The 24717-nt window shown below is 71.1% G+C and carries 25 protein-coding genes; 22 read left to right on the top strand and 3 right to left on the bottom strand.

Features of this window, described 5'->3' with window-relative positions; all coding sequences use genetic code 11:
* Positions 1 to 94 precede the first annotated feature (94 nt).
* The 7 genes from IEY33_RS07910 (at position 95) to IEY33_RS07880 (ending at position 6177) form a co-directional block, all read left to right on the top strand.
* Complete coding sequence (locus IEY33_RS07910) at positions 95 to 1402, top strand: replication-associated recombination protein A (protein WP_188962021.1); 1308 nt, start codon at positions 95 to 97, stop codon at positions 1400 to 1402.
* A gap of 87 nt (positions 1403 to 1489) precedes the next feature.
* A complete protein-coding gene (gene glmM, locus IEY33_RS07905) occupies positions 1490 to 2851 on the top strand; it encodes a phosphoglucosamine mutase (protein ID WP_188962018.1) in 1362 nt (453 codons plus the stop codon).
* 84 nt (positions 2852 to 2935) lie between these two features.
* Positions 2936 to 3247 (top strand): ribosome-binding factor A, encoded by a 312-nt coding sequence (locus IEY33_RS07900; RefSeq protein ID WP_188962016.1) that lies wholly within the window; start codon positions 2936 to 2938, stop codon positions 3245 to 3247.
* A gap of 2 nt (positions 3248 to 3249) precedes the next feature.
* Positions 3250 to 3684, top strand: a complete 435-nt coding sequence (locus IEY33_RS07895) for an acyl-CoA thioesterase (RefSeq protein ID WP_268238821.1) — start codon at positions 3250 to 3252, stop codon at positions 3682 to 3684.
* 217 nt (positions 3685 to 3901) lie between these two features.
* Positions 3902 to 5083 carry an acetyl-CoA C-acetyltransferase gene (locus IEY33_RS07890; protein ID WP_188962014.1) on the top strand — a complete coding sequence of 394 codons (1182 nt, stop codon included), beginning with the start codon at positions 3902 to 3904 and terminating at the stop codon, positions 5081 to 5083.
* 42 nt (positions 5084 to 5125) lie between these two features.
* Positions 5126 to 5776 (top strand): ankyrin repeat domain-containing protein, encoded by a 651-nt coding sequence (locus IEY33_RS07885; RefSeq protein WP_188962011.1) that lies wholly within the window; start codon positions 5126 to 5128, stop codon positions 5774 to 5776.
* Between the two features lie 89 nt (positions 5777 to 5865).
* Positions 5866 to 6177 (top strand): hypothetical protein, encoded by a 312-nt coding sequence (locus tag IEY33_RS07880; RefSeq protein WP_188962009.1) that lies wholly within the window; start codon positions 5866 to 5868, stop codon positions 6175 to 6177.
* Between the two features lie 88 nt (positions 6178 to 6265).
* Here the strand turns inward: IEY33_RS07880 and IEY33_RS07875 are convergent, their stop codons facing one another.
* The 3 genes from IEY33_RS07875 to IEY33_RS07865 are packed head-to-tail and all read right to left on the bottom strand — an operon-like array spanning position 6266 to position 8666.
* Positions 6266 to 6595, bottom strand: coding sequence for a Rieske 2Fe-2S domain-containing protein (locus tag IEY33_RS07875; RefSeq protein WP_188962006.1), 330 nt, complete (start codon positions 6593 to 6595; stop codon positions 6266 to 6268).
* A gap of 9 nt (positions 6596 to 6604) precedes the next feature.
* Positions 6605 to 7693, bottom strand: coding sequence for an aminopeptidase (locus tag IEY33_RS07870; RefSeq protein WP_188962003.1), 1089 nt, complete (start codon positions 7691 to 7693; stop codon positions 6605 to 6607).
* Positions 7694 to 7700: 7 nt separating this feature from the next.
* On the bottom strand, positions 7701 to 8666 hold the full coding sequence (locus tag IEY33_RS07865; protein WP_188962000.1) for a Gfo/Idh/MocA family protein: 966 nt from the start codon (positions 8664 to 8666) through the stop codon (positions 7701 to 7703).
* A gap of 78 nt (positions 8667 to 8744) precedes the next feature.
* Between IEY33_RS07865 and IEY33_RS07860 the strand changes: the two genes are divergently transcribed.
* The 15 genes from IEY33_RS07860 to galK all read left to right on the top strand — a co-directional run bounded on the left by IEY33_RS07860 (position 8745) and on the right by galK (position 24668).
* Positions 8745 to 9218, top strand: a complete 474-nt coding sequence (locus IEY33_RS07860; RefSeq protein WP_188961998.1) for a GNAT family N-acetyltransferase — start codon at positions 8745 to 8747, stop codon at positions 9216 to 9218.
* Between the two features lie 316 nt (positions 9219 to 9534).
* Positions 9535 to 10023 (top strand): hypothetical protein, encoded by a 489-nt coding sequence (locus IEY33_RS07855; protein ID WP_188961995.1) that lies wholly within the window; start codon positions 9535 to 9537, stop codon positions 10021 to 10023.
* A gap of 126 nt (positions 10024 to 10149) precedes the next feature.
* The gene (locus IEY33_RS07850) at positions 10150 to 11322 is read left to right on the top strand and encodes a tetratricopeptide repeat protein (RefSeq protein WP_188961992.1); all 1173 of its coding nucleotides are present in this window, start codon (positions 10150 to 10152) and stop codon (positions 11320 to 11322) included.
* Between the two features lie 162 nt (positions 11323 to 11484).
* Positions 11485 to 11973, top strand: a complete 489-nt coding sequence (ispF, locus tag IEY33_RS07845; protein WP_188961990.1) for a 2-C-methyl-D-erythritol 2,4-cyclodiphosphate synthase — start codon at positions 11485 to 11487, stop codon at positions 11971 to 11973.
* A gap of 62 nt (positions 11974 to 12035) precedes the next feature.
* The gene (locus IEY33_RS07840; protein ID WP_188962393.1) at positions 12036 to 12482 is read left to right on the top strand and encodes a tRNA (cytidine(34)-2'-O)-methyltransferase; all 447 of its coding nucleotides are present in this window, start codon (positions 12036 to 12038) and stop codon (positions 12480 to 12482) included.
* Between the two features lie 325 nt (positions 12483 to 12807).
* Entirely contained in the window at positions 12808 to 14214 is a 1407-nt protein-coding gene (locus IEY33_RS07835) for a family 10 glycosylhydrolase (protein WP_229670869.1), read from the top strand.
* Between the two features lie 75 nt (positions 14215 to 14289).
* Entirely contained in the window at positions 14290 to 14622 is a 333-nt protein-coding gene (locus tag IEY33_RS07830; RefSeq protein WP_188961984.1) for an FKBP-type peptidyl-prolyl cis-trans isomerase, read from the top strand.
* A gap of 194 nt (positions 14623 to 14816) precedes the next feature.
* Positions 14817 to 15575, top strand: a complete 759-nt coding sequence (locus IEY33_RS07825) for a DeoR/GlpR family DNA-binding transcription regulator (protein ID WP_188961981.1) — start codon at positions 14817 to 14819, stop codon at positions 15573 to 15575.
* A gap of 95 nt (positions 15576 to 15670) precedes the next feature.
* Entirely contained in the window at positions 15671 to 16993 is a 1323-nt protein-coding gene (locus IEY33_RS07820) for an extracellular solute-binding protein (RefSeq protein ID WP_188961979.1), read from the top strand.
* Positions 16994 to 17175: 182 nt separating this feature from the next.
* Positions 17176 to 17994 (top strand): carbohydrate ABC transporter permease, encoded by an 819-nt coding sequence (locus IEY33_RS07815; protein WP_229670868.1) that lies wholly within the window; start codon positions 17176 to 17178, stop codon positions 17992 to 17994.
* Positions 17994 to 18845 (top strand): carbohydrate ABC transporter permease, encoded by an 852-nt coding sequence (locus IEY33_RS07810; RefSeq protein WP_188961974.1) that lies wholly within the window; start codon positions 17994 to 17996, stop codon positions 18843 to 18845. The genes IEY33_RS07815 and IEY33_RS07810 overlap by 1 nt, the downstream gene beginning before the upstream one ends.
* Before the next feature lie 199 nt (positions 18846 to 19044).
* Positions 19045 to 21015: a beta-galactosidase gene (locus tag IEY33_RS07805; protein WP_188961972.1), complete on the top strand. Its 1971-nt coding sequence runs from the start codon at positions 19045 to 19047 to the stop codon at positions 21013 to 21015.
* On the top strand, positions 21008 to 22549 hold the full coding sequence (locus tag IEY33_RS07800; RefSeq protein ID WP_188961970.1) for a glycoside hydrolase family 36 protein: 1542 nt from the start codon (positions 21008 to 21010) through the stop codon (positions 22547 to 22549). Before IEY33_RS07805 ends, IEY33_RS07800 begins: the two co-directional genes overlap by 8 nt.
* Positions 22546 to 23634 carry a galactose-1-phosphate uridylyltransferase gene (gene galT / locus IEY33_RS07795; RefSeq protein WP_188961967.1) on the top strand — a complete coding sequence of 363 codons (1089 nt, stop codon included), beginning with the start codon at positions 22546 to 22548 and terminating at the stop codon, positions 23632 to 23634. The genes IEY33_RS07800 and galT overlap by 4 nt, the downstream gene beginning before the upstream one ends.
* Positions 23635 to 23636: 2 nt before the next feature.
* The gene (gene galK, locus IEY33_RS07790) at positions 23637 to 24668 is read left to right on the top strand and encodes a galactokinase (RefSeq protein ID WP_188961964.1); all 1032 of its coding nucleotides are present in this window, start codon (positions 23637 to 23639) and stop codon (positions 24666 to 24668) included.
* Positions 24669 to 24717: the final 49 nt, after the last annotated feature.

The following is a 24717-nucleotide window of genomic DNA, read 5'->3' as shown; positions in this document are numbered from 1 at the left end:
ACCCTCGTGCATCCTCGCGTCCCGCCCCGGCGTCCGGCCGTGAACCCTGACCCGGCTCATGGTTGCCGCGCCGCGCGCCCGCTAGCATGCCCGCATGACCCTGTTCGACCCCCCCGCCCCCCTCGCGGAGCGGCTCAGACCGCGCACCGTGACCGAGGTGGTCGGCCAGTCGCACCTGCTCGGCCCCGGACGGCCCCTCACCCGCGTCCTCGCGTCCGGACGGCTCGGCTCGCTGATCCTGTGGGGCCCGCCCGGCGTCGGCAAGACCACGCTCGCGCGCCTGCTGGCCGGCGAGGTCGGCGCGCACTTCATTCCGCTGAGCGCCGTCTCGGCAGGCGTCAAGGACATCCGCGAGGCCGTCACCGAGGCCGAACGCCTGCGCGGACGAGGCACGCGCACCATCCTGTTCCTCGACGAGATCCACCGCTTCAACAAGGCGCAGCAGGACGCGCTCCTCCCGCACGTCGAGAGCGGCCTCCTCACCCTGATCGGCGCGACCACCGAGAACCCCAGCTTCGAGGTGAACCCCGCGCTGCGCAGCCGCGCCCGCACCCTCGTTCTGCAGGCCCTCACGCCGGACGACCTGCTCGGCCTGCTGCGCCGCGCCCTCAGCGACGAGCGCGGCCTGCAGGGCGTGCAGGCCGACGAGGGCGCCCTCACACTCCTCGCTCGTCTCGCGGACGGCGACGCCCGCCGCGCCCTCGGCACGCTGGAAGTCGCCGCGACCCTCGCGAACCCCGTCACGGAAGAGGCCGTCACCGAGGCCTTCGGACGGCACCTGCCCAGCATGGACAAGGGCGGCGAGGACTTCTACAACCTGATCTCCGCGCTGCACAAGTCCGTGCGCGGCTCGCACCCCGACGCGGCCCTGTACTGGCTGGCCCGCATGGTCGCGGGCGGCGCGGACCCCCTGTACGTCGCGCGGCGCGTGGTCCGCATGGCCGCCGAGGACATCGGCCTCGCCGACCCGCAGGCGCTGCGCGTGTGCCTCGCCGCGAAGGACGCCGTGGAATTCCTCGGCAGTCCCGAAGGGGACCTCGCGCTCGCGCAGGCCGTGGTGTACCTGTGCCTCGCGCCCAAGAGCAACAGCGTGTACACCGCCTGGAAGGCCGCCCTGAACGCCGTGGACGGCGAGAACCTCGCCGTGCCCGTCCACCTGCGCAACGCGCCCACGCAGTTCATGCGCGACCAGGGGTACGGCAGGGGCTACCGCTACTACTTCGACGATCCGGCCGGGAGTTTCGAGCAGCGGTACCTGCCGGAAGGCGTGGACCTGCACCTGTACGCCCCGCGCGACGAGGGCTGGGAGGCCAGGGCGTCCGAACGCTGGCGCAAACTCATGACGCTGCACGCCGCCTCCCCGGCCGGGCCCGTCACCGCAGGTGAGACCGGCAGCACCTGAAGTGCCCCCACGCACCCGTCTGCGCCATGACCGCAGCGCGTGACGCGCGCCTCCCGCACGGCGGGCCCGACTGATACCATGGGCCAAATGACAGCTGTCCAACCTTCAGAACGCAAGTATTTCGGCACCGACGGCGTGCGCAGTGTCGCGGGCGAGTTCCCGCTGACCGCCGAGTGGGTCATGCAGCTCGGCATGGCCGCCGCCGAGGTCCTCAAGGCCCGCCGCGCCGAGCAGGCGCACGCGGGCGGGCACGGCACGGGGCGCGTCAGCGTCGTGATCGGCAAGGACACCCGGCAGTCGGGCGACATGCTCGAAGCGGCCCTCGCCGCCGGGCTCACGAGCCGCGGCGTGAACGTCGTGCATCTCGGCGTGCTGCCCACGCCCGGCGTCAGCTACCTCACGCGGGCGCTGGACGCCGACGCGGGCGTCGTGATCAGCGCGTCCCACAACCCCTACCAGGACAACGGCATCAAGTTCTTCGGCGCGAGCGGCAGCAAGCTCAGCGACGACCTCGAACTGGAGATGGAGGCCGCCCTGGACCGCGTCGCTGCCCTCGCGCCCGTCAGCGGCACGGAGCTCGGCAGCGTCAGCAACCATACGGACGCCGAACGGCTGTACGTCACGTACCTGCTGCGGCACGCGCCGGACCTGAGCGGCCTGAAGATCGCGATGGACTGCGCGAACGGCGCGGCGTACCGCATCGGTCCGAAGGTGTTCCAGGCGGCCGGAGCGGACCTGTTCGCGGTGTACACCACCCCGGACGGCCGCAACATCAACCGCGACTGCGGCAGCACGCACCTCGCGGGCCTGTCGCGCATCGTGCGCGACGGCGGCTACGATCTCGGCGTGGCCTTCGACGGGGACGCGGACCGCGCCCTGTTCGTGGACTCGCGCGGCAACGAGGTGCACGGCGACCACCTGCTGCTCCTGAACGCGCGCGCGCGCGCCGAGCGGGGCGTCGTGACCACCATCATGAGCAACATGGCGCTCGAACTGAAACTGCAGGACGCGGGCGTCACCCTGAAACGCACGGCGGTCGGGGACCGCTACGTGCACGAGGGCCTGCACCAGGACGGCCTGCACCTCGGCGGGGAGCAGAGCGGGCACCTGCTGTTCCTGGACGTGTCGCCCACCGGGGACGGCGTGCTGACGGCCCTGCTGAGCCTCGCCGCGATGCGCCGCCTGAACACCACCCTGGACGCCCTGCACGACGACCTCGTGATGTTCCCGCAGACGCTCGTGAACGTCCGCGTGAAGGACAAGGCCGCCGCCGTGAACGCGCCCGAAGTGCAGGCCGCCGTGCGTGCCGCCGAGGTGCGCCTGAACGGCCGGGGCCGCATCAACCTGCGTCCGAGCGGCACCGAGAACCTCGTGCGCGTGATGGTGGAGGGACCGGACGCCGCCGAGATCCACGAGATCGCGGGCGAGGTCGCGGGCCTCATCCGCTGAGGAGCGCGCCGCGCGGCATCCGTGCGAAGATAGGCGGATGACGTTCCGACCCGCCCGCACCCGCCTCACCGTCTGGGGACCGCAATGAAGCCCCGGCAGGTGGAGGTGGCGATCATCCGTATCCTGAACTCGGCCATCTCGGAACTGCAGGACCCGCGCGTGCCGATGATCGTGACCATCGAACGCGTGAGCCTCACGCAGGACTACTCGGTGGCGCGCGTGTACGTGTCGAGCATCGGCGAGAACGGCCCGCTGGTCGAGGCGCTCAACAACGCCCGCGGCCGACTGCAGCACGAGGTGGGGCACGGCCTGAAGCTGCGCCGCGTGCCGCTGCTGGAGTTCTACCCGGCGGGCGCGTCGCCCTTCGACCGCCTGCCGGTGGGGGACGCGCCGTGACGGTGCAGGAGCCCGGTTCGGCCGGGGCCGCGCACGTCACCGTCACGCGCTTCCGGACGCGGTACGCGGAGACGGACGCGATGGGCGTCGTGCATCATGCGACGTACCCGGTGTGGTTCGAGATGGGCCGCAGCGACTTCATGCGCGAGATCGGCATTCCGTACGCGCAGGTGGAGGAGCGCGGGTACTACTTCATGCTGTCGGGCCTGAACGTCCGTTACCGGGCCGCCGCGCGCTACGACGAGGAACTGACGCTCACCACGCGCGTCGGCGAGCTGAAGTCGCGCACCTGCACCTTCACGTACGAGGTGCGGCGCGGCGACGATCTCGTCGCGACGGGCGAGACGCAGCACATCTGCACCGACAGGGCGTACCGTCCCTCGCGCCTGCCGGACGACGTGCTGGCCGCCCTGCGCGGCGAGCCTCGCCCCGCCTGACGCGCCGGTTCGTCCCGCACCGTTCTCCTGCGCCTGTCCCGTCCGGGAGAGGCGCACGTTCGTCTGCCCGCCCTGATGTAGGGCACGTGTCATAAACACGCCGTCTGTGTTCATGACCGAGCGGAGCGAGTGAATGTCGTTCTGGAGCGGTCGGGAGTGGGACGACCGGGGCGATGTTCCACGGTCACGGAACGGACAGACGCTCTAGACTGAGTCCATGAACAGCATCGTGATCGTGGCGGCCCGGCGCACGCCCATCGGCAGCTACCTCGGAGCCCTCAAGGACGTCACGGCCGTGGACCTCGGCGTCACGGCCGCCCGTGCCGTGCTGGACGCCCTGCCGACCGAACTGCACGGCGACATCGCCGACGTGCTCGTCGGGAACGTCCTGCAGGCGGGCCAGGGCATGAACCCTGCCCGGCAGATCGCCGTGAAGGCCGGACTGCCGGAACACGTGCCCGGCATGACGCTCAACCGCGTGTGCGGCAGCGGCCTGCAGGCCGTCATCAGCGCCGCGCAGGCCCTGCGTGCCGGTGAAGGTCAGCTGTACCTCGCGGGCGGCACCGAGAGCATGAGCGGCGCCGCGTACCTGCTGCCCGGCGCGCGCCAGGGCTACCGCATGGGCCACCAGACGGTGCAGGACAGCATGATCCTCGACGGGCTGACCGACGCTTTCCACGGGTACCACATGGGCGTCACGGCCGAGAACGTCGCCGCGCAGTGGAACGTGACGCGCGAGGAGCAGGACGCCTTCGCTCTGCTCAGCCAGCAGCGCGCGGCGGCCGCCATCCAGTCCGGCGCGTTCCGGGACGAACTCGTGCAGGTCATCGTCCCGGGCCGCAAGGGCGACACCGTCGTCGACACCGACGAGCACCCGCGCCCCACCACGCCCGAAAGCCTCGCCCGGCTCCGCCCCGCCTTCAAGAAGGACGGGACCGTCACCGCCGGGAACGCCAGCGGCCTGAACGACGGGGCCGCCATGCTGCTCGTCACCACCCGCGAGTACGCCGCCGCGAACGGCCTGCAGGTCCTCGCGGAACTCGTCTCGTCCGCCGCCATCGGTGTCGACCCGGCCGTCATGGGCATCGGCCCGGCCCGCGCCGTCCCCATCGCCCTGCAACGCGCAGGTCTGAGCACCGCCGACATCGACCTGTTCGAACTGAACGAAGCGTTCGCCGCGCAGTCCCTCGCCGTCGTGCGCGACCTGAACGTCGACCCGGAGCGCGTGAACGTCACGGGCGGCGCCGTCGCGCTCGGCCACCCCATCGGCGCGAGCGGCGCGCGCGTCCTCACGACCCTCGTGCACGGCCTGCGCCGCGAAGGCAAGGCGCACGGCGTGGCGAGCCTGTGCATCGGGGGCGGCATGGGCATCGCCGTCGTCGTGCGCGCCGAAGCCTGAACGACCGCCGCGCCGGACGGGAGCGCGTATTACACTGGGCGAATGTCCGAATCTGCGACGCTGTTCCAGGCCATCCAGGCGAACGACGCGGCCACCGTCACGGACCTGATCGAGGCGCGCGCCGACCTGCTCACCGCCACCAGCCCGAGCGGCCTGAGCCCGCTGCTGTTCGCCGCGTACTACCGCCGCCCGCAGATGGCCGCGCTCCTCACCGAGCTGGGCGCGCCCGTCTCGGCCTTCGAGGCGGCCGCCACCGGGTCCGGCCTGCACCTCGAATCGGCGCTGCAGGCGAACCCGGACCTGCTGCACGCCTTCAGCCCGGACGGCTTCACGTTGCTGGGCCTGTGCGCGTTCTTCGGGCACGAGGCCGAAGCGCGGATGCTGCTCGCGCTCGGCGCGGACCCGAACACCGTCAGCCAGAACGCCATGCTGGTCGCGCCGCTGCACAGTGCCGCCGCCGGGAACCACACGGCCCTCGCCCGCATGCTGCTCGAAGCGGGCGCCACGCCCGACGCCGCGCAGCACGGCGGGTTCACGCCGCTGCACAGTGCCGCGCAGAACGGCAACACCGACCTCGTGAAACTGCTGCTCGCCCGGGGCGCGGACCCCGCCGCGCGCACCGACGCGGGCGACGACGCGCTCGCCCTGGCCGTCGAGGGCGGGCACGACGAGGCCGCCGCCCTGCTCCGGTGACCCGGCAGGGCACGAGGCGCGAGGGCAGTCTCAACCCGCGTTAAGCTCCCTGCCACGCCACACCGCCCGCGCGGGCCGACAATGACGGCATGACCTCAGACCAGGACCCGAACGCCCGACTCGTCACCCGTGACCCCGAAGCGATGGAGAAGACCCTGGAGGACGCCGAGTACGCCGGGGCGGATCCCCTCACCGAACTCGACTCCGGCCTGATCGAGGTGCGCGCCGGGAACACCGGCATCGTCACCCTGCCCGAAAACCCCGCCGTGGCCGCCGACCAGAACCCCAACTACACGCCTCCCAGTCAGATGGTCAGCCCGCACAGCCGCGAGGGCGCCGCCGACCTGCCCGAAGGCGCGCCCGCCGAGCAGGAACTCGATCAGGACGGCATGGGCCGCTGAAGCCCACGCACAGCACCAGACGCGCCCCGGCGAGACGTCTCGGCGGGGCGCGCCGGGTTCAGGACACTTCAATCTGACGGGCCGTTCTTCAGAGGGCCTCCACCCACACCTGACCGTCCTCCACGCGCGTCCGGTACACGCGGACGGGCTTCACGGCCGGGAGCGTTTTCGCCTTGCCGGTCGCCAGTTCGAACTTCGCGCCGTGCTTCGCGCACGTGATGCGGCCCATGCTCACGTCGCCGCCCAGCAGCGGGAAATCCTGGTGACTGCACACGTTCCGCAGCGCGTAGTACCCCCCGGCGTCGCACACCACGACGACGCTCACGCCGTCCACCCGCACCTCGGTCTGACTGCCTTCCGGCAGGCCCTCCACGGCCCCCACGCACACGGCGGCCGACCCGTTCACGCTCTCGCTCATCCCGCCAGTCTACCGGGGCGGCGCGAGGCACGCCGCGCGCTCCGGCTGCGGCCGCTCGGCACACGCGCGCACCGCCGCGTAGAAGGCCGGGAAGTCCCCGTTCAGGCGGTCCAGCAGCGCCAGGAACGCGGGCACCTGATCCGCGTATGCCGCCACCGACCCGAGCAGCGCGTTGTTCAGGCCGTTCGGGCCGTCCGCGAACCACCCGTCGTACCCGGCGTACCCGTCCCAGTCGGCCTTGAGGGCCGCGTATCTCGTGCGGGCCAGCGCGAGGACCGCCGCCTTCCGCTCGCGTTTCTCGGCGTCCGGGACGGCCGAGCCGTACACGGCGTCCAGCTCGTCGCGCGTGCCGAGCAGCAGGGCCGTGACCGCCTGGAAGCGCGTGCGGGCGAGCGTCTCGTCGGGCGGCGGGAGGCCCCGGTCGCGCGCGTAACGGGCCGCGCCCGCCGTCTCGACCGCCACCGCGAAGGACTCGTTGAAGTTCGCGTCGCCCGGCACGTACACCACCTGATGCGTGAGCTCGTGAATGATCGTCCGGATGATGCTGCCGTCCCCGCCGCGCAGCAGGCTCGACGGGACCGGGTCCGGCAGGCGCCCCAGCGTGCTGTACGCGCTCACGCCGCCCACCGACACGTCGTCGCCCGCCGCGCGCAGACGCTGTGCCTCCGCCTGCGCGCCCTGCAGCGAGAAGTACCCGCGGTACGGGACGCAGCCCGTGATCGGGAAGCACGAGGTCCGCAGCCGCGTGGACAGGGGAGGGGCGACGAACACGTTCCACACCAGGTACGGGCGGCCCAGGTCCGTGTACGTCGCGAAGGTCCGGTGGTCCGGCAGGCCCAGCACCCGCACCGCGTACTCCCGCACGTCCTGCGCGAGCCGCAGCTGGCGGCGCGTCTCTTCGGGCGTGGCGGGGTCCGCGATCACGTCCGCCAGCGGCCGCGCCCGCCACAGCAGGTCCACCTGCCCGGCCGCCGCCTGCGCCAGGTACTGCACCTGCCCGCACCCGCTCAGCGCGGCCACGCCCAGCGCCAGCAGCGCCACGCCCGCCACGGCCCGCCACGCGCGGCCCGCCCACACCCCCTTCACCGGGCCGTCCACGCGGCCCTCACGGGACGACGCGCGCACCCTCGCGTGCCGACCTGAGCAGCGCGTCCAGCACCCGCGCCTGCCGCACGGCGTCCTCCGGCGGGTACAGCGCCGCCTCCTCACCGCCCGCCGCGCGCTGGAAGTGCCGCACCATGCGCGCGTACCCGTTCGCGGCCGGCACGTCCCGCACCTCGCCGTTCACGGTCAGGCGCAGGTCCGGGCCGCTGCTCACGTACGCGTCCTCCAGCTCCAGCTGCCCCTCCGACCCGATCACCTGACAGCGGCCCATCATGCGGTCCGGCAGCCAGTCGAAGGCACACTCCACCGTCGCCAGCGCCCCCGCGTACTCCAGCACGCCCGACAGCGCCACGTCCACCCCGCCGGGCGTCCAGCGGGCCCGCGCGGTCACACTGTCCGGCTCGCCCAGCAGCAGGCGCGCGAGGTTCACGGTGTAGCACCCCACGTCGTACAGCGCGCCGCCCCCCATCGCGGGGTCCCAGCGGAAGTCCTGATCGTTCCGCATCGTGAACCCGAACGCCCCACGGTACGCGCGCACGTCGCCCACCTCGCCCGCCCGCACGGCCTGCAGGAGCGCCTCGTGATGCGGCGAGAAGCGGTACGCGAACGCCTCCAGCAGCACGCGGCCCGTCTGCGCCGCGACCTGCGCGAGGTGCGCCGCCTCGCCCGCGTTCAGGCTGAGCGGCTTCTCGGTCAGGACGTGCTTCCCGGCCCGCATGGCCGCCTCGCTCCACGGGAGGTGCAGGTGGTTCGGGAGCGGGTTGTACACGGCGTCCACGTCCGCGTGCATCACGTCCCCGTACGTGCCGACCATCGGCACCCCCCACTCGCGCGCGAAGTCCTGCACGCGCGCCGAGCCCGGTTCGCGCGCGCCCACCATCACCACCTCGCCGCCCGCCTCACGGATGGCCGGAATGAGCGACCGCGCGATCCGCGCCGCACCCAGGATGCCCCAACGGAATGTCATGCGTAGAGCATACCCGCCCCCCACACCGGCCGCGCGGCCCCCTGGACAGCGCCCGCCCCGGGCAGCGACACTCTGGGCATGAACGTCACCTTCCGCCCCTACACCCTGCAGGACCGCGAGACGTGCCTCGCGCTGTTTGGCAGCAACTGCCCGGACTTCTTCCACCCGTCCGAACGCGCGGACTTTGCGGCTTTCCTGCAGGACCCCGCAGCGGACGGCGAGTACCTGCTGCTCCTGCAGGAGGGCGCAGGCGGCGTGCTGGACGTGGTCGGCTGCGGGGGCCTGTGGGTCAGCGAGGACGGCGTGGGCGGCCTCAGCTGGGGCATGGTGCGCCGCGACCTGCACCGCCAGGGCCTCGGGACGCGCCTCACGCAGGAACGCCTGGACCGCCTGCGCGCCCGGCCCGACGTGCGCCGCATCCGGCTCGACACCAGCCAGCACTCCGCGCCGTTCTACGCCCGGCAGGGCTTCACCGTCACCCAGCGCACCCCGGACGGCTTCGCGCCCGGCATGGACGAGATCAAGATGACGCTCGACCTCCCGCACGACTGATACGGTTTTGATCCGATTCCAGGGATGCCGGAAACAGCACCGGCATCCCTTCTCGGGCAAAACAGCGCCCTGCAGGACGCCTGCCCGCTTCTTGGGCAAAACGGACGCCCTACAGGACGCCTGCCCGCTTCCATCTCCTCCCAACCGTACTTTTTGGTGCCCTTGTCGCTCGGCTGAACTCCAGAAGTTCAGCTCAAAACCGTACGAGACGGCCTCCGGGGGCGCAGGCCACCCCTTCCCTTCGTGCCGCCGCCCGGTTCAGCTTCCCCTCAAGGGCCTCTCAGCCGCGCCGGGCAGGGCAGGACTACGCTGAAGCATGACCCGTCACCTGCCGCTCCTCGCCGTGCTGCTGCTCGCCTCCTGCGCCCCCACCCTCAGCGGGTCGGCCGCCGGACGCATCGTGAACGTCAGGACCGGCGACGAGGGCCGACTCACCTTCATCGGCGGCTTCCGGGACCGCGCCACGCTGCCCGGCGACCCGGACAACGTGACTGTCACCGTGGGCGGCCGCACGTACAGTGGCACGTACACCGTCCTGGGGAACGGCCGCCCGAACCTCGGCGTCAGCGTCGGTTTCGGGACGGGCTTCGGCTGGGGCGGCGCCGACACCGTCTTCGGCCGTGCCTCCTTCGGCGACCGCCCCGCCCCTACGTTCACGCGACCCGGCAACCTCGTCGCACGCACCACGCCCGCCACGGGCGACACCGCGCAGACCCTCACCTGCACCTTCCAGGCCGACGCGAACGACCACGGGATCGGCAGCTGCCAGGACTCGCTCGGCGCGAGCTACACCCTGCAGTTCTGAAACGGACGCCCGCGAACCCCGGCGGTCCCGAAAGGACGTACCCACCCGCGCAGCGTGCACAGTTTCTGAAGACCTTCCCGCCCTGCCCTCACAGACTCTCTCATGACCGCGTGATGCTCTGAAAGCATGAAGCTCCCCGCGCACGCCCTCCTGACCGCCGCGCTCGCCGCTGTCGCCCTCACCGGCACTGTGAGCGCCCAGCAGACGACGCAGACCACCACCACGACCACCACCGCGCCCGTCACACCCCCCGCGCCGGACCTCAGCAACCCCGCCGCGCTGCTCGGCAAGGCCCGCGCCCTCGCGCAGACGGCCCGCGCCAGCAGCAGCCGCAACATCGACGACATCCCCTGGAAGGACGCCGCCGCCGCCGCCGAACTCGCCGTGCAGGCCGCCCCGCAGAACCCGGACGCCCTGCAGCTCCGCGCACAGGTGTACAGCGACGTCGGCTTCTGGAAGCAGGCGGAAACCGCGTGGGACGCCTACCTCGCCCTCAAACCGGACGACGCGCAGGCCCGCAAGACCGCCGCCGTCGCCCAGTACAACCTCGGCTACGCCGCTTACGCCCGCGCCGACCTCGGCAACGCCCCCGCCCCCTTCGCCAAGTGCCTCACCCTCGACCCCGCCAACGCCGACTGCGCCCTCTGGGGTGGCCGCGTCGCCCTCGAAAACGGTCAGTTCACGCAGGCCGTCACCCTCTACCAGCAGGCCAGCACCCTCCGCCCGCAGGACAAGGTCGCCGCGTACTTTCTCGGCGTCGCCCGCAACGCCGGCAGGTACGGTCCCGCCGCCACCACCGCCTTCAGCCGCGCGTACCAGAACTTCGACGCGGGCCGCAAACAGGACGCCCTCGACGGGTACAAGGCCGCCACCGCCGCCGCCCCCAACTTCATCGAAGCGTGGCGCGAACAGGGCCGCCTCGCCCTCGAACTCAACGACACCGCCAGCGCCCAGGCCGCCTACGACGCCGCCGTGAACCTCCCCGGCGCGAACGCCAGCGACCGTTACAACCAGGGCCTCGTCAAGGAGGGCGCTCAGTACGGCCTGAGCGCCGTCAAGGCCTTCCGCGACGCCTACGCCAGATACACCACCGGCAACAAGGCCGCCGCCGAGACGGGCTTCCAGGCAGCCACCACCGCCAGCCCCACCTACGCCAAAGCCTGGAGCTGGCTCGGCCGCGTCCGCTACGAGAGCAAGAACTACCCCGCCGCTGCCGAAGCGTACGCCCAGGCCGTGAAACTCGACCCGGCCGACAAGAGCGCCGCGTACTACCTGAAACTCTCCCAGCTCGGCAAGTAAACGCGCAGCATCAGCGGTGTGCCGGTTCCTTTCTCGGGGACCGGCATGACTCTATTCGGAAGCAGTCTCAATGTTCCGGACCGTGGGCGCATCCGGTAAAGCCGTCTCAGGCTGCGGGTGCGCCCTCTGCTTCGTTCATGCCGCCTCCTGTATTCTCCCGGCATGCTTGCATACCGCATCGGGTACGGGGAGGACGCGCATCGTCTGGAGGGGGGCCGCGAGTTGTGGCTGGGTGGGGTGAGGGTGCCGGACGCGCCGCACGGCGCGGTGGCGCACTCGGACGGGGACGCGGTGCTGCACGCGGTGGCGGACGCGCTGCTGAGCGGGGTGGCGCTGGGCGACATCGGGCAGTATTACCCGGACACGGACCCCGCGAACCGGGGGCTGGACAGCGCCACGATCTTGCGGCGTTGCCTGGGGCTGGTGCGGGAGGCGGGGTTCGTGCCGCTGAACGTGGCGCTGGTGGTGACGCTGGACCGCCCGAAGCTGGGGGCGATGCGCGCCGTGATCGCGCGGAGCGTGGCGGACCTGCTGGGACTGGCGGGGTCGGAGGTGGGCGTGTCGTTCAAGACGTCGGAGGGGCTGGCGTTGTCGCACGTGCAGGTGCGCGTGACGGTGCTGCTGGGCCGCGTGGACGCGGTGGGCGCGTGACCCAGCCGCAGGGCGGGGCGGGTGAGGGGGTGCCGCTGGCGGCGGGGGAGGGGGTCCCTCTGGTGCGGGTGGTGCTGTTCGAGCCGGAGAAGGCCGGGAATGTCGGCAACATCGCGCGGACGTGCGCGGTGCTGGGCGCGGAACTGCACCTCATCCGGCCGTTCGGGTTCCGGCTGACGGACCGGGAGTTCCGCCGGGCAGGCATGGATTACCTGGAGGGTGTGAAGCTGCACGATCACGCGACGTGGACGGCGTTTCAGGGGACGCTGGGGGAGGGCGCGCGGGTGTTCGCGTTCTCGACGCACGCGACGGACCTGCACACGCGGGCGGGCTTCCGGCGCGGCGATTACCTGCTGTTCGGGCCGGAATCGCGGGGGTTGCCCGCGTGGCTGCGGGACGCGCTCCCGAAACTGAAGTTGCCGCAGCCGGGCGGCGGCCGGAGCCTGAACCTGTCGGTGGCGGCGGGCGTGGCGGCGTTCGAGGCGGGACGGCAGATCGAGGACTGGTGAGCTGACTGGAAGGCGGACGAAGAGCCGGGTTGCGGTGGAGGCGTCGGAACAACAGTGGGAGTGCCATTGTCCTGGCGGATTGGACGGAGTCCGGATGAGGTGCGCTCGGGGGGTGGGGGCGTGTCGCTCACGCTCCGCTTGCCCGGCTGCGCTACGTTGACGCCAGCGTATGCGTCTTCCTTCTTCCCTTGCCCTGTCTCTGTCGCTGGCGCTGCTGGGCAGCGTGCTGGCGGCCGCTCCGCAGCCTGCCCCTCTGCCTGCGGCTCCCTCACCCGCTTCGGCTGCGCCCACTGCCGCTCCTTCCGGGCCTGTGCCCGCTGGTGCCGTGGTGGCCGCGCCGGGCCTGCGGGGCCTGTGGGTGGACGCGTTCGGGCCGGGCCTGCGCACTCCGGCCGAGGTCGCGCAGACCGTGTCGGACGCGGCCGGGATGGGATTCAACACGCTGTTCGTGCAGACGGTCCGGCGCGGCGACTGCCTGTGCCTGCAGGCGAGCGTGCCGGTGGCGGCGGACGTGCAGCCGGGCTTCGATCCGCTCGCGGAGGTGATCCGGCTCGCGCACGCGCGGCACCTGCGCGTGATCGCGTGGGTGAGCGTGACGGGCGCGTGGAACGCGAGCCTGCCGTCTGCGGGTGCGGCTCAGGTGTTCGCGCTGCACGGGCCGGACGCGCGCGACTCGTGGCTGTCCCGCCGCCCGGACGGCAGCTGGAAGAGCGGCGCGGACGCGTGGCTCGATCCGGGCATTCCGGCCGCGGCGGACCACATGGTGCGCTCGGCGGTCAGTGTCGTGAAGAACTACGACGTGGACGGCCTGCAACTCGACCGTATCCGCTACCCGGACGGTGGGGACTGGGGGTACAGCCCCGTCACGCTCGCCCGGTACCGGCAGGAGACGGGCGCGACCGGGACGCCCGCCCCGGCGGACGAACGCTGGAAGGCCTGGAAGCGTGAGCAGGTGACGGCGCTCACGCGGCGCGTGGCGCTGGAGGCGCGGGCGGCGAGGCCGGGCGTGATCCTGAGTGCCGCGACCATCGTGTATGGTAACGGTCCGGCCGACCTGACCGCGTTCCGCGCGACCCGCACGTACAGCGAGGTGCTGCAGGACTGGCCCGCCTGGATGCGTGAGGGCCTGCTGGACGTGAACGTCCTCATGAACTACAAGCGGGACGGCGTGAACGGGCAGGAGAGCTGGTTCGACCACTGGAACGCCTTCGCGGGGCAGCAGCGCAGCGGCACGGCCGAGGTGGCGGCGGGCACGTCCATGTACCTGAATTCCCCGGAGGTGACGGCCGCGCAGGCGGCGCGCGCCCTGACGGGCGGACTGGGGTGGGTGGGGTACGCGTACCGCACGCCGACCAGCGAGGTGTACGCGCAGCGGCAGACGCAGGCGCAGGGGCTGGCGGCATTGCGTGGCGTGCTGGGCAGCGTCATGACGGCCGAGGGGGGCAGCGGCGGCGCGGTCGTCTGGACGCCGACCCCCTCGGCGCGGCGGGCCGTGCTGGGCCGCGTGGTCGGCACGCTCCGGGTGGGCGGGCTGCGGGTGGACGCGTTCGCGGCGGACGGTTCGCCGCTGGGCAGCACCGTCACGGACGGGAACGGGTACTACGGGTTCACGGACCTGCCCGCCGGGACGGCCGAGGTGCGCGTCGGGGGTCAGCGGTGGAGCGAGCCGCTCGTCCTGGGCGTGACCCGCTTCCCGAACCTGCTGCTCCGTACCCTGCGCGCCGGGAACTGATCCGGGGGCCGCCATGGGGGTGGGCGTCTCATGGAGTCCGTGTGAAGCCGTGACGCGGCGGGATGGGGTAGCCTGATGGGCATGAGCGAACTGAAAGTCGAGAAGTACCACGAAGGCACCGGCCCGCAGGCGATGAAGGGACAGACCGTCAAGGTGCACTACACCGGTACGCTGGAGAACGGTCAGAAGTTCGATTCGAGCCGTGACCGTGGCGAGCCGATCGAGTTCCCGCTCGGGGCGGGGCACGTCATTTCCGGCTGGGACGAGGGCATCGCGCAGCTGAAGGTGGGCGACAAGGCCCGCCTGACCATTCCGGCCAGCATGGGGTACGGCGCGCGTGGCGTGCCCGGCGTGATTCCCGGCGGCGCGACCCTGATCTTCGACGTGGAACTGGTGGACGCGAAGTAAACGTCCGGGTGTTCTGGAGTGCGGGCCGCGTGCCCGCACTTTTTTGTGCCGTGTGCCGGGCCGGTGCGTCGTTCGTGGGGCCGGGGCGTGGCGGGTGGTGTCCCCCCCGGTGAACATCTGTTCACTCCCCTTGACAGGGCCTCTCAGGAATCGTAAATTACGAAAGTAATAAAAGATCAAAGGGAGGCGTGAGGGTGCAGAAGACCCGTCACAGCGAAATTATCTCTGTCCTGAACGAGCGCGACAGTGCCTCGGTCAGCGAACTTTCAAAACTTCTGGGAGTTTCGGAAGTCACGGTCCGCAGCGACCTGAACGCCCTGGCCCAGACGGGCCTCGTCCGCCGCACCCGTGGCGGCGTCGCCCGCCCGCTCGGCATGTCCGAACGGCCTCTCGAAGAGAGCAGCAAGCAGCAGACGGCCGTCAAGCGCCGCATCGGCGAGGTGGCCGCCAGCATGGTCCAGGACGGTCAGACGGTCTTCCTGGACGTGGGCAGCACCACCACCGAGATCGCCCGTCACCTCTCACCGGCCCTGCGCGGCGTCACGGTCGTCACGAGCGGCCTGAACATCGCGCTGGAACTCGAACGTCTCCCGAACCTGCACATCATCGTGACGGGCGGCAGCCTGCGCCGCCTTCAGCACAGCCTCGTGTCGCCGTACGCGCTGGAACTCCTGAGCCGCATCCGCGCGGACCTGCTGTTCCTGGGCTGCAACGGTGTGCACGCCCAGCACGGCGTCACCAACGCCAACTTCGACGAGGCGGAAGTCAAGACCCGCATGGCGGAGTACGCGTCGCAGGTGGTGGTCGTCGCCGACCACAGCAAGCTGGGCGTGGTGTCCAGAGCGCACCTGCTGCCGCTGTCGGGCGTGCACACCCTCATCACCGGGCGTCAGGCGACGCCGGAACAGCTCAGCCCGCTCTTCCCGGACCTGACCGACATCCGTACCGTCTGACGCCCCACCCGCAGTACCCTTCCGCGACCGGCAGCCCGACCTGACCGGCCGCGTCCCGAACCCGAACGCCACTTGCACCCCTCACGGAGGAAGTTATGAAGAAAGCCGCACTGTTCGTCACCCTGGCCCTGGGCCTCTCCGCGCTCGGCTCCGCGTACGCCGCCGATCCCGCCTTCCCGAAAGTCGACGCGGGCAAGAAGGTCACCCTGGAAGTCTGGTCGTGGGTTCCTGGCCTCGACAAGACCGTCGCCGCCTTCACCAAGGCCTACCCGAACATCAGCGTGAAGGTCGTGAACCTCGGCGGCGGCCCGAACACCTACACCAAGCTCCAGACGGCCCTCAAGGCCGGCAGCGGCGCGCCCGACGTCGCGCAGATCGAGTACGGCTTCCTGCCCGCCTTCGCCGACACGGGCGGCCTGCAGGACCTCAGCAAGTACGGCGCGAACGACTACAAGAAGTACTTCGTGCCGTGGACCTGGGGCCAGGTGAGCCCCGAAGGCAGCGCCGTGTACGCCATCCCGCAGGACACCGGCCCCTTCGCGATGGTGTACCGCGAGGACATCCTCAAGAAGTACGGCGTGGCCGTCCCCAAGACCTGGGCGCAGTACGCGCAGGCGGCCAGCGTCGTCAACAAGAAGAGCGCCGGCAAGGTCAAGCTCGGCAACTTCTACAGCACCTTCGCGCCGTGGTTCATGGCGCTCGCCTGGGCGGACGGCGCGCAGTTCTTCAAGCGTGACGGCGACGGCTGGGTCCAGACCCTCAACAACCCCAGCGCCAAGAAGGTCCTGAACTACTGGTACGGCATGATCAAGAAGGGCGACGTGAGCACCATCAACGCCTTCAGCGCCGACTACTGGAACGCCGCGGGCGCCGGCACCGTCGCCAGCAACTTCGAGGCCGCCTGGGGTCCCGGCGGGTATGCGGGCAGCATGAAGGACAAGTCCGCCGGCCTGTGGCGCGCCGCGCCCCTCCCGCAGTGGACGGCCAGCAGCACCATCAAGAGCGGCAACTGGGGCGGCAGCAGCAACGTCGTCACCACGCAGTCCAAGAACCCCAAGGAAGCGACCCTGTTCGCCCTGTGGCTCAACCTCAGCAGCAGCGCCATCAGCGCCAACTGGGTCAACGGCGGCCTGTTCCCCGCCTCCGACGCGGGCCTGGACCTGCCCGTCCTGCACGAGAAGACCAAGAACCCCAGCAAGTTCTTCGGCGGTCAGGACATCAGCGCCGTGTACACGCAGGCCAGCAAGGGCGTGAACGTCAACTTCCAGTGGGCGCCCTGGTTCCCCTTCGCCAACGACAACTTCAACAAGCAGATCGACCTGATGATCAAGGGCAAACTCACGCCCGACCAGGCCCTCGACGCGTGGCAGGCCGAGACGCTCGCCGACGCCAAGAAGGAAGGCTACACCGTCCGGTGACGTGACGCGCCGGGGCCGGGAGGACACCACCTCCTGGCCCCGGCCCTTCCCGCGTTCCCGGCCTCTCCTGGCCTCCCGCCGAGGACGACTCCATGACTGCACTCACCAAGACGCAAGCAGCCCCCACACCCAAACCGAGACGTGCCGGGCGGGCAACCCCCTGGTTTTTCCTGGCTCCCTTTTTGCTGGCCTTCATCGCCTTTTTCGTCGCGCCGGTCGGGTACGCCGTGTACCTCAGCCTGTTCATCAAGAAACGCAGCGGGTTCGGTCCGGCCAAGGACGTGTTCGGCGGCCTCGCCAACTACGTGCGCGCCTTCCAGGACACGGACTTCCTGCAGTCGCTGGCGCACATCCTGGTGTTCGGCGTGATCCAGATTCCGGTCATGCTGATCATCGCGACGGCGCTCGCACTGGTGCTGGACGCCGCCAAGGGCAGTGCCAGCCGCTTCTTCCGCACGGCCTTCTACCTGCCGTACACCGTGCCGAGCGTCATCGCGGGCCTGCTGTGGGGGTACCTGTACAGCAAGAACCTGTCGCCCTTCAACCAGATCACGGGCCTCAAGACGGACTTCCTGAGCAGTCAGGTCGTGCTGTTCTCCATCGGGAACATCGTCACGTGGACGTGGACCGGCTACAACATGATCACGCTGTACGCCGCGCTGCAGAACGTCCCGACCGACATCTACGAGGCGGCCCGCATCGACGGGGCCACGGGCGGGCAGCTCACGCGCTACGTGAAACTGCCGCTGCTGCGCCCCACCCTGATCCTGACCGGCATCTTCAGCATCATCGGGACGATGCAGATCTTCAGTGAGCCGTTCGTGCTGCGGCCCCTGGGCTACGTGCCGGACAACATCACCCCCAACACCTACCTGTACCTGACGGTGGCGCGCGACGGGAACTTCGGGTACGGCGCGGCCCTGGCCGTGCTGCTGGCCCTGTTCACGCTGCTGCTGAGCGGGTTCTTTCTGCGGTACGCCGCCGACGGAGGCGACACCTGATGCTGAGGAAAGAGAGTTTCACGCCCGTCCAGTGGCTGCTGCTGGCCGTCTTCACCGTGTACTGCCTGCTGCCGCTGTGGTGGGTGATCACGACCATGTTCAAGGACAACGGTCAGCTGTTCTCGACGTTCGGGCTGTGGTTCAGCACGCCCAGCCACTTCCGCGACAACCTCGTGACGCTGTTCACGCGTGAGGACGGCATCTTCACGCGCTGGATCCTGAACAGCGTGGTGTACGCCGGAGCGACCGCGCTCGGCAGCGTCCTCGTGAGCGCCATGGCCGGGTACGCCTTCTCGAAGTTCGAGTTCTCCGGCAAGCGCGCCATCTTCACGACGATCCTGGCGACCATCATGGTGCCCAGCACCGCGCTGGCCCTCCCGATCTTCCTGCTGATGCAGAAGGCCGGGCTGCTGAACACGTACTGGGCCGTGATCCTGCCGGGCCTCGTGAACCCCTTCGGGCTGTACCTGATGCGGCTCTTCTGGGACGCGGGCTTCCCGAAGGAGCTGATGGAGGCCGCCCGGATCGACGGGGCGAACGAGGGCACCATCTTCTGGAATCTGGGCATGCCGCTCGTGCGCGGCGGGCTGGTGACAGTGGGCCTGTTCGCGTTCGTGGGCGCCTGGAACAACTTCTTCCTGCCGCTGGTGGTGGTGAACCGCAGCGAGCTGTTCCCGCTCACACTGGGCCTGTCGGTGTGGAACCAGACGAGTGCCAGCAGTGGCCGCGAGCCGATCTATACCGTGATCGTGCTGGGCGCGCTGATCAGCGTGCTGCCGCTGCTGATCGCGTTCCTGAGCCTGGGCCGGTACTGGCAGGGCGGGCTGGCGAGCGGCGCCGTGAAGGGCTGAGGCGTGTCCGGGGGGCCGTGCCTGCGGGCCGGTCCGCCGGGCGGGCCGTGACGCGCGCCGACCCGGCCCCCGCCCGGAGCTTTCGTAACTTACGCAAGCTCCGGGCGCTTCTTTTTGACTGCAAAACGTGAAATCATGCAGATGTCGTGAAATCCCGCTTTCAATAGTTTCAGTGTTTACGAAGCAAGGAGTCCTGCCCATGACCGCACCCGACCCGACCCCGCACCTGCAACTCGCCGTGTGCGACTACCCCGAACACGTCCCCCAGGACCGCTGGAGCGACTACGCCCGCCAGCAGAAGGCCCTCGGCCTGAGCGCCGTCCGAATCGCGGAATTCGCGTGGGCCCTCATGGAACCCGAGCCCGGCCGCTACGACTGGGCGTGGCTCGACGCGGCCATCGACGCCATCGCCGCCGAGGGCCTGCAGGTCGTGCTGTGCACCCCCACCGCCACCCCGCCCGCCTGGCTGATCCGCACGCACCCCGAAATCCTCCCCGTCGACCGCGAGGGCCGCGTGCGCGAGTTCGGGTCGCGCCGCCAGTACGACTTCGCGTCCCCGGTGTACCGCGAGCACTCGCGCCGCATCACGCGCGCCATGGCCGAACGCTACGGCCAGCACCCCGCCGTGAGCGGCTGGCAGACCGACAACGAGTTCGGCTGCCACGACACCGCCCGCAGCTGGGGCGGCGCGAGTGCCGCCGCGTTCCCCGCGTGGCTGCAGGCCCGCCACGGCACGGTCGACGCCCTGAACGAAGCGTGGGGCAACGTCTTCTGGAGCATGACATACCAGAGCTTCGACCAGATCCTCCCGCCGAACCTGACCGTCACGGAACTCAACCCCTCGCACCTGCTGGACTTCTACCGTTTCGCGTCCGACACCGTCCGCGACTTCCAGGCCGAACAGCTCGCCATCCTGCGGGAACTGTCGCCGGGCCGCTTCGTCACGCACAACTTCATGATCTTCGAGTCGGGCTTCGACCATTACGCCGTGTCGCAGGGCCTGGACTTCGTGAGCTGGGACAACTACCCGACCGGCATGCTGGAGTTCTTCAGCGGCTGGGGCAGCGAGGACCTCAAGACCCGCTACGCCCGCACCGGCCACCCCGACTACGTGGCGTTCCACCACGACCTGTACCGCGGCATGCTGCAGCGGCCCTTCTGGGTGATGGAGCAGCAGTGCGGGCAGGTGAACTGGGCGCCGTACAACCCGCTGCCCGCCGCGGGCGCCGTGGGACTGTGGACCGCGCAGGCCTGGGCACACGGCGCGGACACCGTCAGCTACTTCCGCTGGCGGGCCGCGACCATGGCGCAGGAAGTCATGCATTCCGGCCTGCTCCGCCACGACGAGACGCCCGACCGGGGCCACCTGGAAGTGGAAGCGCTCGACCTCACGCAGTTCCCGGCCGGTGAGGTGCGCGCCCGCGTGGCCGTCCTGCACGACTACGAGAGCCTGTGGATCTACGACCAGCAGCGTCACGCGGCGAGCCTCAGCTACTGGGCGCAGACCGTCGCGTACTACGGTGCGCTGCGCTCGCTGGGGCAGGACGTGGACATCGTGCACCCCGACCACGACCTGAGCGGCTACGACGTGATCGTCGCGCCCGCCCTGACCCTCATGACGCCCGGGCGTGCCGCGCACCTGCAGGACGCCGCACGCCACGCCCGGATCGTGTTCGGGCCGCGCACCGCGTACCGCACGCCGAGCGGCCGCACGCCCGAGGACGGCCAGCCCGGCGTGCTCCGGGACCTGCTCGGCGTGCGCCTCCAGAACTTCGACAGCCTCCGCCCCGGCCTGCACGTCACCGTGACCGCCAGCAGCGAGGACAGCAGCGGGCAGCCCGTCGCGGCGCAGGCGCACACCTGGACGGAAAGTTACCGCCTGGCAGGCGCGCAGGCCACGCACGCGTACGCGGACGGCCCGCTCGCCGGTCAGCCCGCCGTCACCCGGCACGGCAACGTCACCGTGATCGGCGCGCACAGCGAAGCCCTCATCCGTTCCGTCCTGAGTGCCGAACTCGCGGCGGCCGGCCTCCCGCAGCAGGACCTGCCGGAAGGCGTGCGCGTCTCGCGCCGCTCGGGCGTCACGCTGCTGCAGAACTGGACGGACGACACCGTCCACCTCGCCGGGCGCACCCTCGCCCCCATCAGCTTCACGGTGACCCATGACTGAACACACCCACATCAGCGGCGACCAGCACTGGACGCTCCCCCTCGACCCCGCCAGCACCCGCGTCCTCGTGAACGGCTTCCAGTCGTGGAGCGAGGCGGAACTGCACCCCCTGACCGCCACGCAGGCCCGCCCGACCCTGGTGTGGATGCAGGAGCACGGCCACGACCCGGCCTTCCTGCCCGGCACGGCCGACGCGCGCCCCGGCGTGTGGCGCAGCCACACCCTGATCGCCCTCGTCCGCCCGGACGGGAGCGGCCACGTCGGGTACAGCCTCGACGAGACGCGCAGCTACGCGCACTGGGAGGCGCGCGCCGAGGCGGGCAGCGTCACCGTGCACCTGCACGTCGAGGGGCCCGGCACCGACATCGTCTTCATGGACACGCCCGACGTGACCGCCACCCTGGAAACGCTGAGCGCCGAACTGGGCCGCCGCATGCACGCCCGCACGCCGGAGGCGCTGCGCGTGTGGTGCTCGTGGTACAGCTACTACCGTGACGTGACCCTGCACGACATGACCGAGAACGCCCGACTCGCGCACGCGCAGGCCCTGCCGTTCGACGTGTTCCAGCTGGACGACGGCTTCCAGGCGGACCTGGGCGACTGGGAGATCGCCGCGCCCGACTTCGGCGGGCACGCCCGCGACCTGCCCGCCGCCCTCAGCGGGTACGGGTACCGGGCGGGCATCTGGCTCGCGCCGTTCCTGGCCGGGCCGGGCAGCGAACTGTTCCGGCAGCACCCCGACTGGATGCTGAAAGGTAACGACGGCCAGCCGCTCCCCATCGGGAACAACTGGGGCGGCCCGTACTACGGCCTGGACACCACGCACCCCGAGGTGCTCGGCTGGCTGCGCGACCTCGCGCGCACCGTGACCGGCTGGGGGTACACGTACCTGAAGCTCGACTTCCTGTTCGCGGGCGCCCTGCCCGGCCACCGCCACGACCCCACCCGCACGCGCGCCGAAGCGTACCGCATGGGCCTCTCCGCGCTCCGCGAGGGCGCCGGGGAAGACACCTTCCTGCTGCTGTGCGGCGCGCCGCTCGCGAGCAGCATCGGCATCGCGGACGCCATGCGGACCGGCCCGGACGTGGCCCCCATCTGGGACGACGAGAGCCGCCGCGTGTACCTGCGCGACGCGACCGGCCCCGCCGCCCGCAACGCCGTGCACACCGCCCTGTCCCGCTGGTACCAGCACACGTGGTACCAGCCGGACCCGGACGTCATGATCGCCCGCACCGAACAGAGCATGCTGACCGCCACCGAACGTCACACGCTCGCCGGGATGCTCGACGTGATCGGCGGCCTGCGCGCCAGCAGCGACCCGATCGAGACGCTGAACGAACGCGGCCTCGCCCTGCTGCGCCGCAGCCTGCAGGTCAGCACGCCCGACCGGCCCGTCACGCTCGCACAGTCCCTCGGGGACGCCGTCACGCACTTCACGCGCGGCACCTTCAACCTCACGAACAGCCCGCAGGACGGCGTGCCCGCCCACGGGTACCGCGAGGCGACCCTCGCCCCCCGGGAGGCCCGCCAGTGATCAAGGCCGACTACGTCAAACCCGACGGCCGCCGACTCACGCTGTACACCAGCGGCCGCCCCGTCCGCGTGGACGGCCCCATCCCCACGCCCGGCGACGCCGTGCAGGCCACCCCGCAGCTCCGCTGGCACCCGCTGCGCGGCGAGTGGGTCATGTACGCCGCGCACCGCCAGGGCCGCCCCTTCCTGCCGCCGCCCGGCTACAACCCGCTCGCGCCGACCGTGGACTCCGAGAACCCCACCGAACTGCCGAGCGGCGACTACGACATGGCCGTCTTCCAGAACCGCTTCCCCAGCCTGTCGCTCGACGCACCCACGCCCGCCGACGTGCAGGGCGTGCCGGTCCGCGCGGGCGTGGGCAGCTGCGAGGTGGTGGTGTTCACGCAGGACCCGGAAGCGACCCTCGCGGGCCTGCCGACCGCACAGCTGCGCCTCCTGATCGACGTGTGGGCCGACCGCACCACCGTCCTCGCGCAGGACGACCGCATCCGCTCCGTGCTGCCCTTCGAGAACAGGGGCGTGGAGGTCGGCGTGACGCTGCACCACCCGCACGGCCAGCTGTACGCCTACAACCACATCCCGCCCGTGCAGGAGAAGACGCTTGCCAACATGCGCGGCTACCTGCAGGCGACGGGCCGCCCCTGGCTGCCGGACTTCGTGGCGCAGGAACTCCAGGCGGGCCTGCGCGTCGTGCACGACACCACCCACGCGCTGAGCGTCGTGCCGCCCTTCGCGCGCTACACCTACGAGACGTGGGTGATGCCCAAACGCGCCGCCGCGCACCTCAGCGACCTGACGGACGCTGAACGCGACGACTTCGCCGCGACCCTGCACGACGCGCTCCGCCGCCTCGACGCGCTGTTCGGCGTGCGCATGCCGTACCTCATGACCGTCCACCAGGCGCCCGTGGACGGCGAAGCGTACCCCGAGTGGCCGCTGCACATCGAACTGTACCCGTACCTGCGCGCGCCCGGCCGCATGAAGTACCTCGCCGGGACCGAGCAGGGCGCCGGGGAATTCGCGAACGACGCCATGCCCGAACAGAAGGCCGCCGAACTGCGCGCCCTCACCACCTCCGGAGACTGAAGATGAAGCGTTACGAGGACATTTTCGGGGTCGCCCCGACCGTCACGGCCCGCGCGCCCGGCCGCGTCAACCTGCTCGGCGAGCACACCGACTACCAGGGCGGCTTCGTGCTGCCCGCCGCCATCCCGCAGCACGCGACCGTCAGCGTCTCCAGAGGCCGGACGCCCGCGCACCGCCTGCACTCCGAGAACCTCGACCAGACGCTCACCGTGCCGGTCGGGGAGGTCGGGGCGGGCTTCGCGCCGTACCTGACCGGCTGCCTCGCCCTGACCGGCGTGGACGGCCCGCACGACCTGTGGGTGTGGTCCGACGTGCCGAGCGGCGGCCTGTCCAGCAGCGCCGCCCTGGAACTCGCGACGCTCCGCGCCCTGCGCGAACTGCACGGCCTGCCCCTGAACGACGTGGACCTCGCCCTGCTCGGCCAGAAGGTCGAGCACGAGTACGTGGGCGTCATGTGCGGCGTCATGGACCAGATGGCGTCCAGCCTCGCCGACACCACCCACATGCTGTTCCTCGACACCCGCAGCCTGGAGCGCCGTACCCTGCCGATGCCTGCAGGCACGCAGGTCCTCGTGCTGGACAGCGGCGTGCCCCGGCGCCTCGCCGAGAGCGGCTACAACGAACGCCGCGCCCAGGTGGAGGAAGCGAGCCGCCTGCTCGGCGTGACGCAGCTGCGCGACGTGACGGACCCCGCCCGCCTGGAGGGCCTGCCGGAGCTGCTGCACCGCCGCGCGCGCCACGTCGTCACCGAGAACGCCCGCGTGCTGGAGGCGCTCACGGCGGACGCCGCGCACTTCGGGACACTCATGAACGCCTCGCACGCCAGCCTGCGCGACGACTACGAGGTGTCTCACCCGCGCGTGGACGACCTCGTGGCGCTGCTGCAGGCGCACCCGGACGTGTACGGCGCCCGCATGACGGGTGCGGGCTTCGGCGGGGCCGTCGTCGCCCTCACCCGGGACGGGCAGGCGCCGCTGGTCGCGGACGCCGTCCTCGGGCAGTACGGGCAGGAGGGCCGCCGGGTCGTTCCCTGAACCCGGGCGGGGCAGGGAAGAAGAGGGGCAGGGAAGAGGAGAGGCGGGG

The sequence above is a fragment of the Deinococcus aquiradiocola genome, from assembly GCF_014646915.1.
GTDB lineage: Bacteria > Deinococcota > Deinococci > Deinococcales > Deinococcaceae > Deinococcus > Deinococcus aquiradiocola.
Note: the sequence above shows the minus strand (reverse complement) of the source record. Positions and strands in the feature narration are given on the sequence as shown.

Bases quoted from the DNA above. Each gene is read 5' to 3' on its own strand.
- IEY33_RS07910 (WP_188962021.1), top strand. From the start codon at position 95: ATGACCCTGTTCGACCCCCCCGCCCCCCTCGCGGAGCGGCTCAGACCG.
- glmM (WP_188962018.1), top strand. From the start codon at position 1,490: ATGACAGCTGTCCAACCTTCAGAACGCAAGTATTTCGGCACCGACGGC.
- IEY33_RS07900 (WP_188962016.1), top strand. From the start codon at position 2,936: ATGAAGCCCCGGCAGGTGGAGGTGGCGATCATCCGTATCCTGAACTCG.
- IEY33_RS07890 (WP_188962014.1), top strand. From the start codon at position 3,902: ATGAACAGCATCGTGATCGTGGCGGCCCGGCGCACGCCCATCGGCAGC.
- IEY33_RS07885 (WP_188962011.1), top strand. From the start codon at position 5,126: ATGTCCGAATCTGCGACGCTGTTCCAGGCCATCCAGGCGAACGACGCG.
- IEY33_RS07880 (WP_188962009.1), top strand. From the start codon at position 5,866: ATGACCTCAGACCAGGACCCGAACGCCCGACTCGTCACCCGTGACCCC.
- IEY33_RS07875 (WP_188962006.1), bottom strand. From the start codon at position 6,595: ATGAGCGAGAGCGTGAACGGGTCGGCCGCCGTGTGCGTGGGGGCCGTG.
- IEY33_RS07865 (WP_188962000.1), bottom strand. From the start codon at position 8,666: ATGACATTCCGTTGGGGCATCCTGGGTGCGGCGCGGATCGCGCGGTCG.
- IEY33_RS07860 (WP_188961998.1), top strand. From the start codon at position 8,745: ATGAACGTCACCTTCCGCCCCTACACCCTGCAGGACCGCGAGACGTGC.
- IEY33_RS07855 (WP_188961995.1), top strand. From the start codon at position 9,535: ATGACCCGTCACCTGCCGCTCCTCGCCGTGCTGCTGCTCGCCTCCTGC.
- IEY33_RS07850 (WP_188961992.1), top strand. From the start codon at position 10,150: ATGAAGCTCCCCGCGCACGCCCTCCTGACCGCCGCGCTCGCCGCTGTC.
- ispF (WP_188961990.1), top strand. From the start codon at position 11,485: ATGCTTGCATACCGCATCGGGTACGGGGAGGACGCGCATCGTCTGGAG.
- IEY33_RS07830 (WP_188961984.1), top strand. From the start codon at position 14,290: ATGGGCATGAGCGAACTGAAAGTCGAGAAGTACCACGAAGGCACCGGC.
- IEY33_RS07820 (WP_188961979.1), top strand. From the start codon at position 15,671: ATGAAGAAAGCCGCACTGTTCGTCACCCTGGCCCTGGGCCTCTCCGCG.
- IEY33_RS07810 (WP_188961974.1), top strand. From the start codon at position 17,994: ATGCTGAGGAAAGAGAGTTTCACGCCCGTCCAGTGGCTGCTGCTGGCC.
- IEY33_RS07805 (WP_188961972.1), top strand. From the start codon at position 19,045: ATGACCGCACCCGACCCGACCCCGCACCTGCAACTCGCCGTGTGCGAC.
- IEY33_RS07800 (WP_188961970.1), top strand. From the start codon at position 21,008: ATGACTGAACACACCCACATCAGCGGCGACCAGCACTGGACGCTCCCC.
- galK (WP_188961964.1), top strand. From the start codon at position 23,637: ATGAAGCGTTACGAGGACATTTTCGGGGTCGCCCCGACCGTCACGGCC.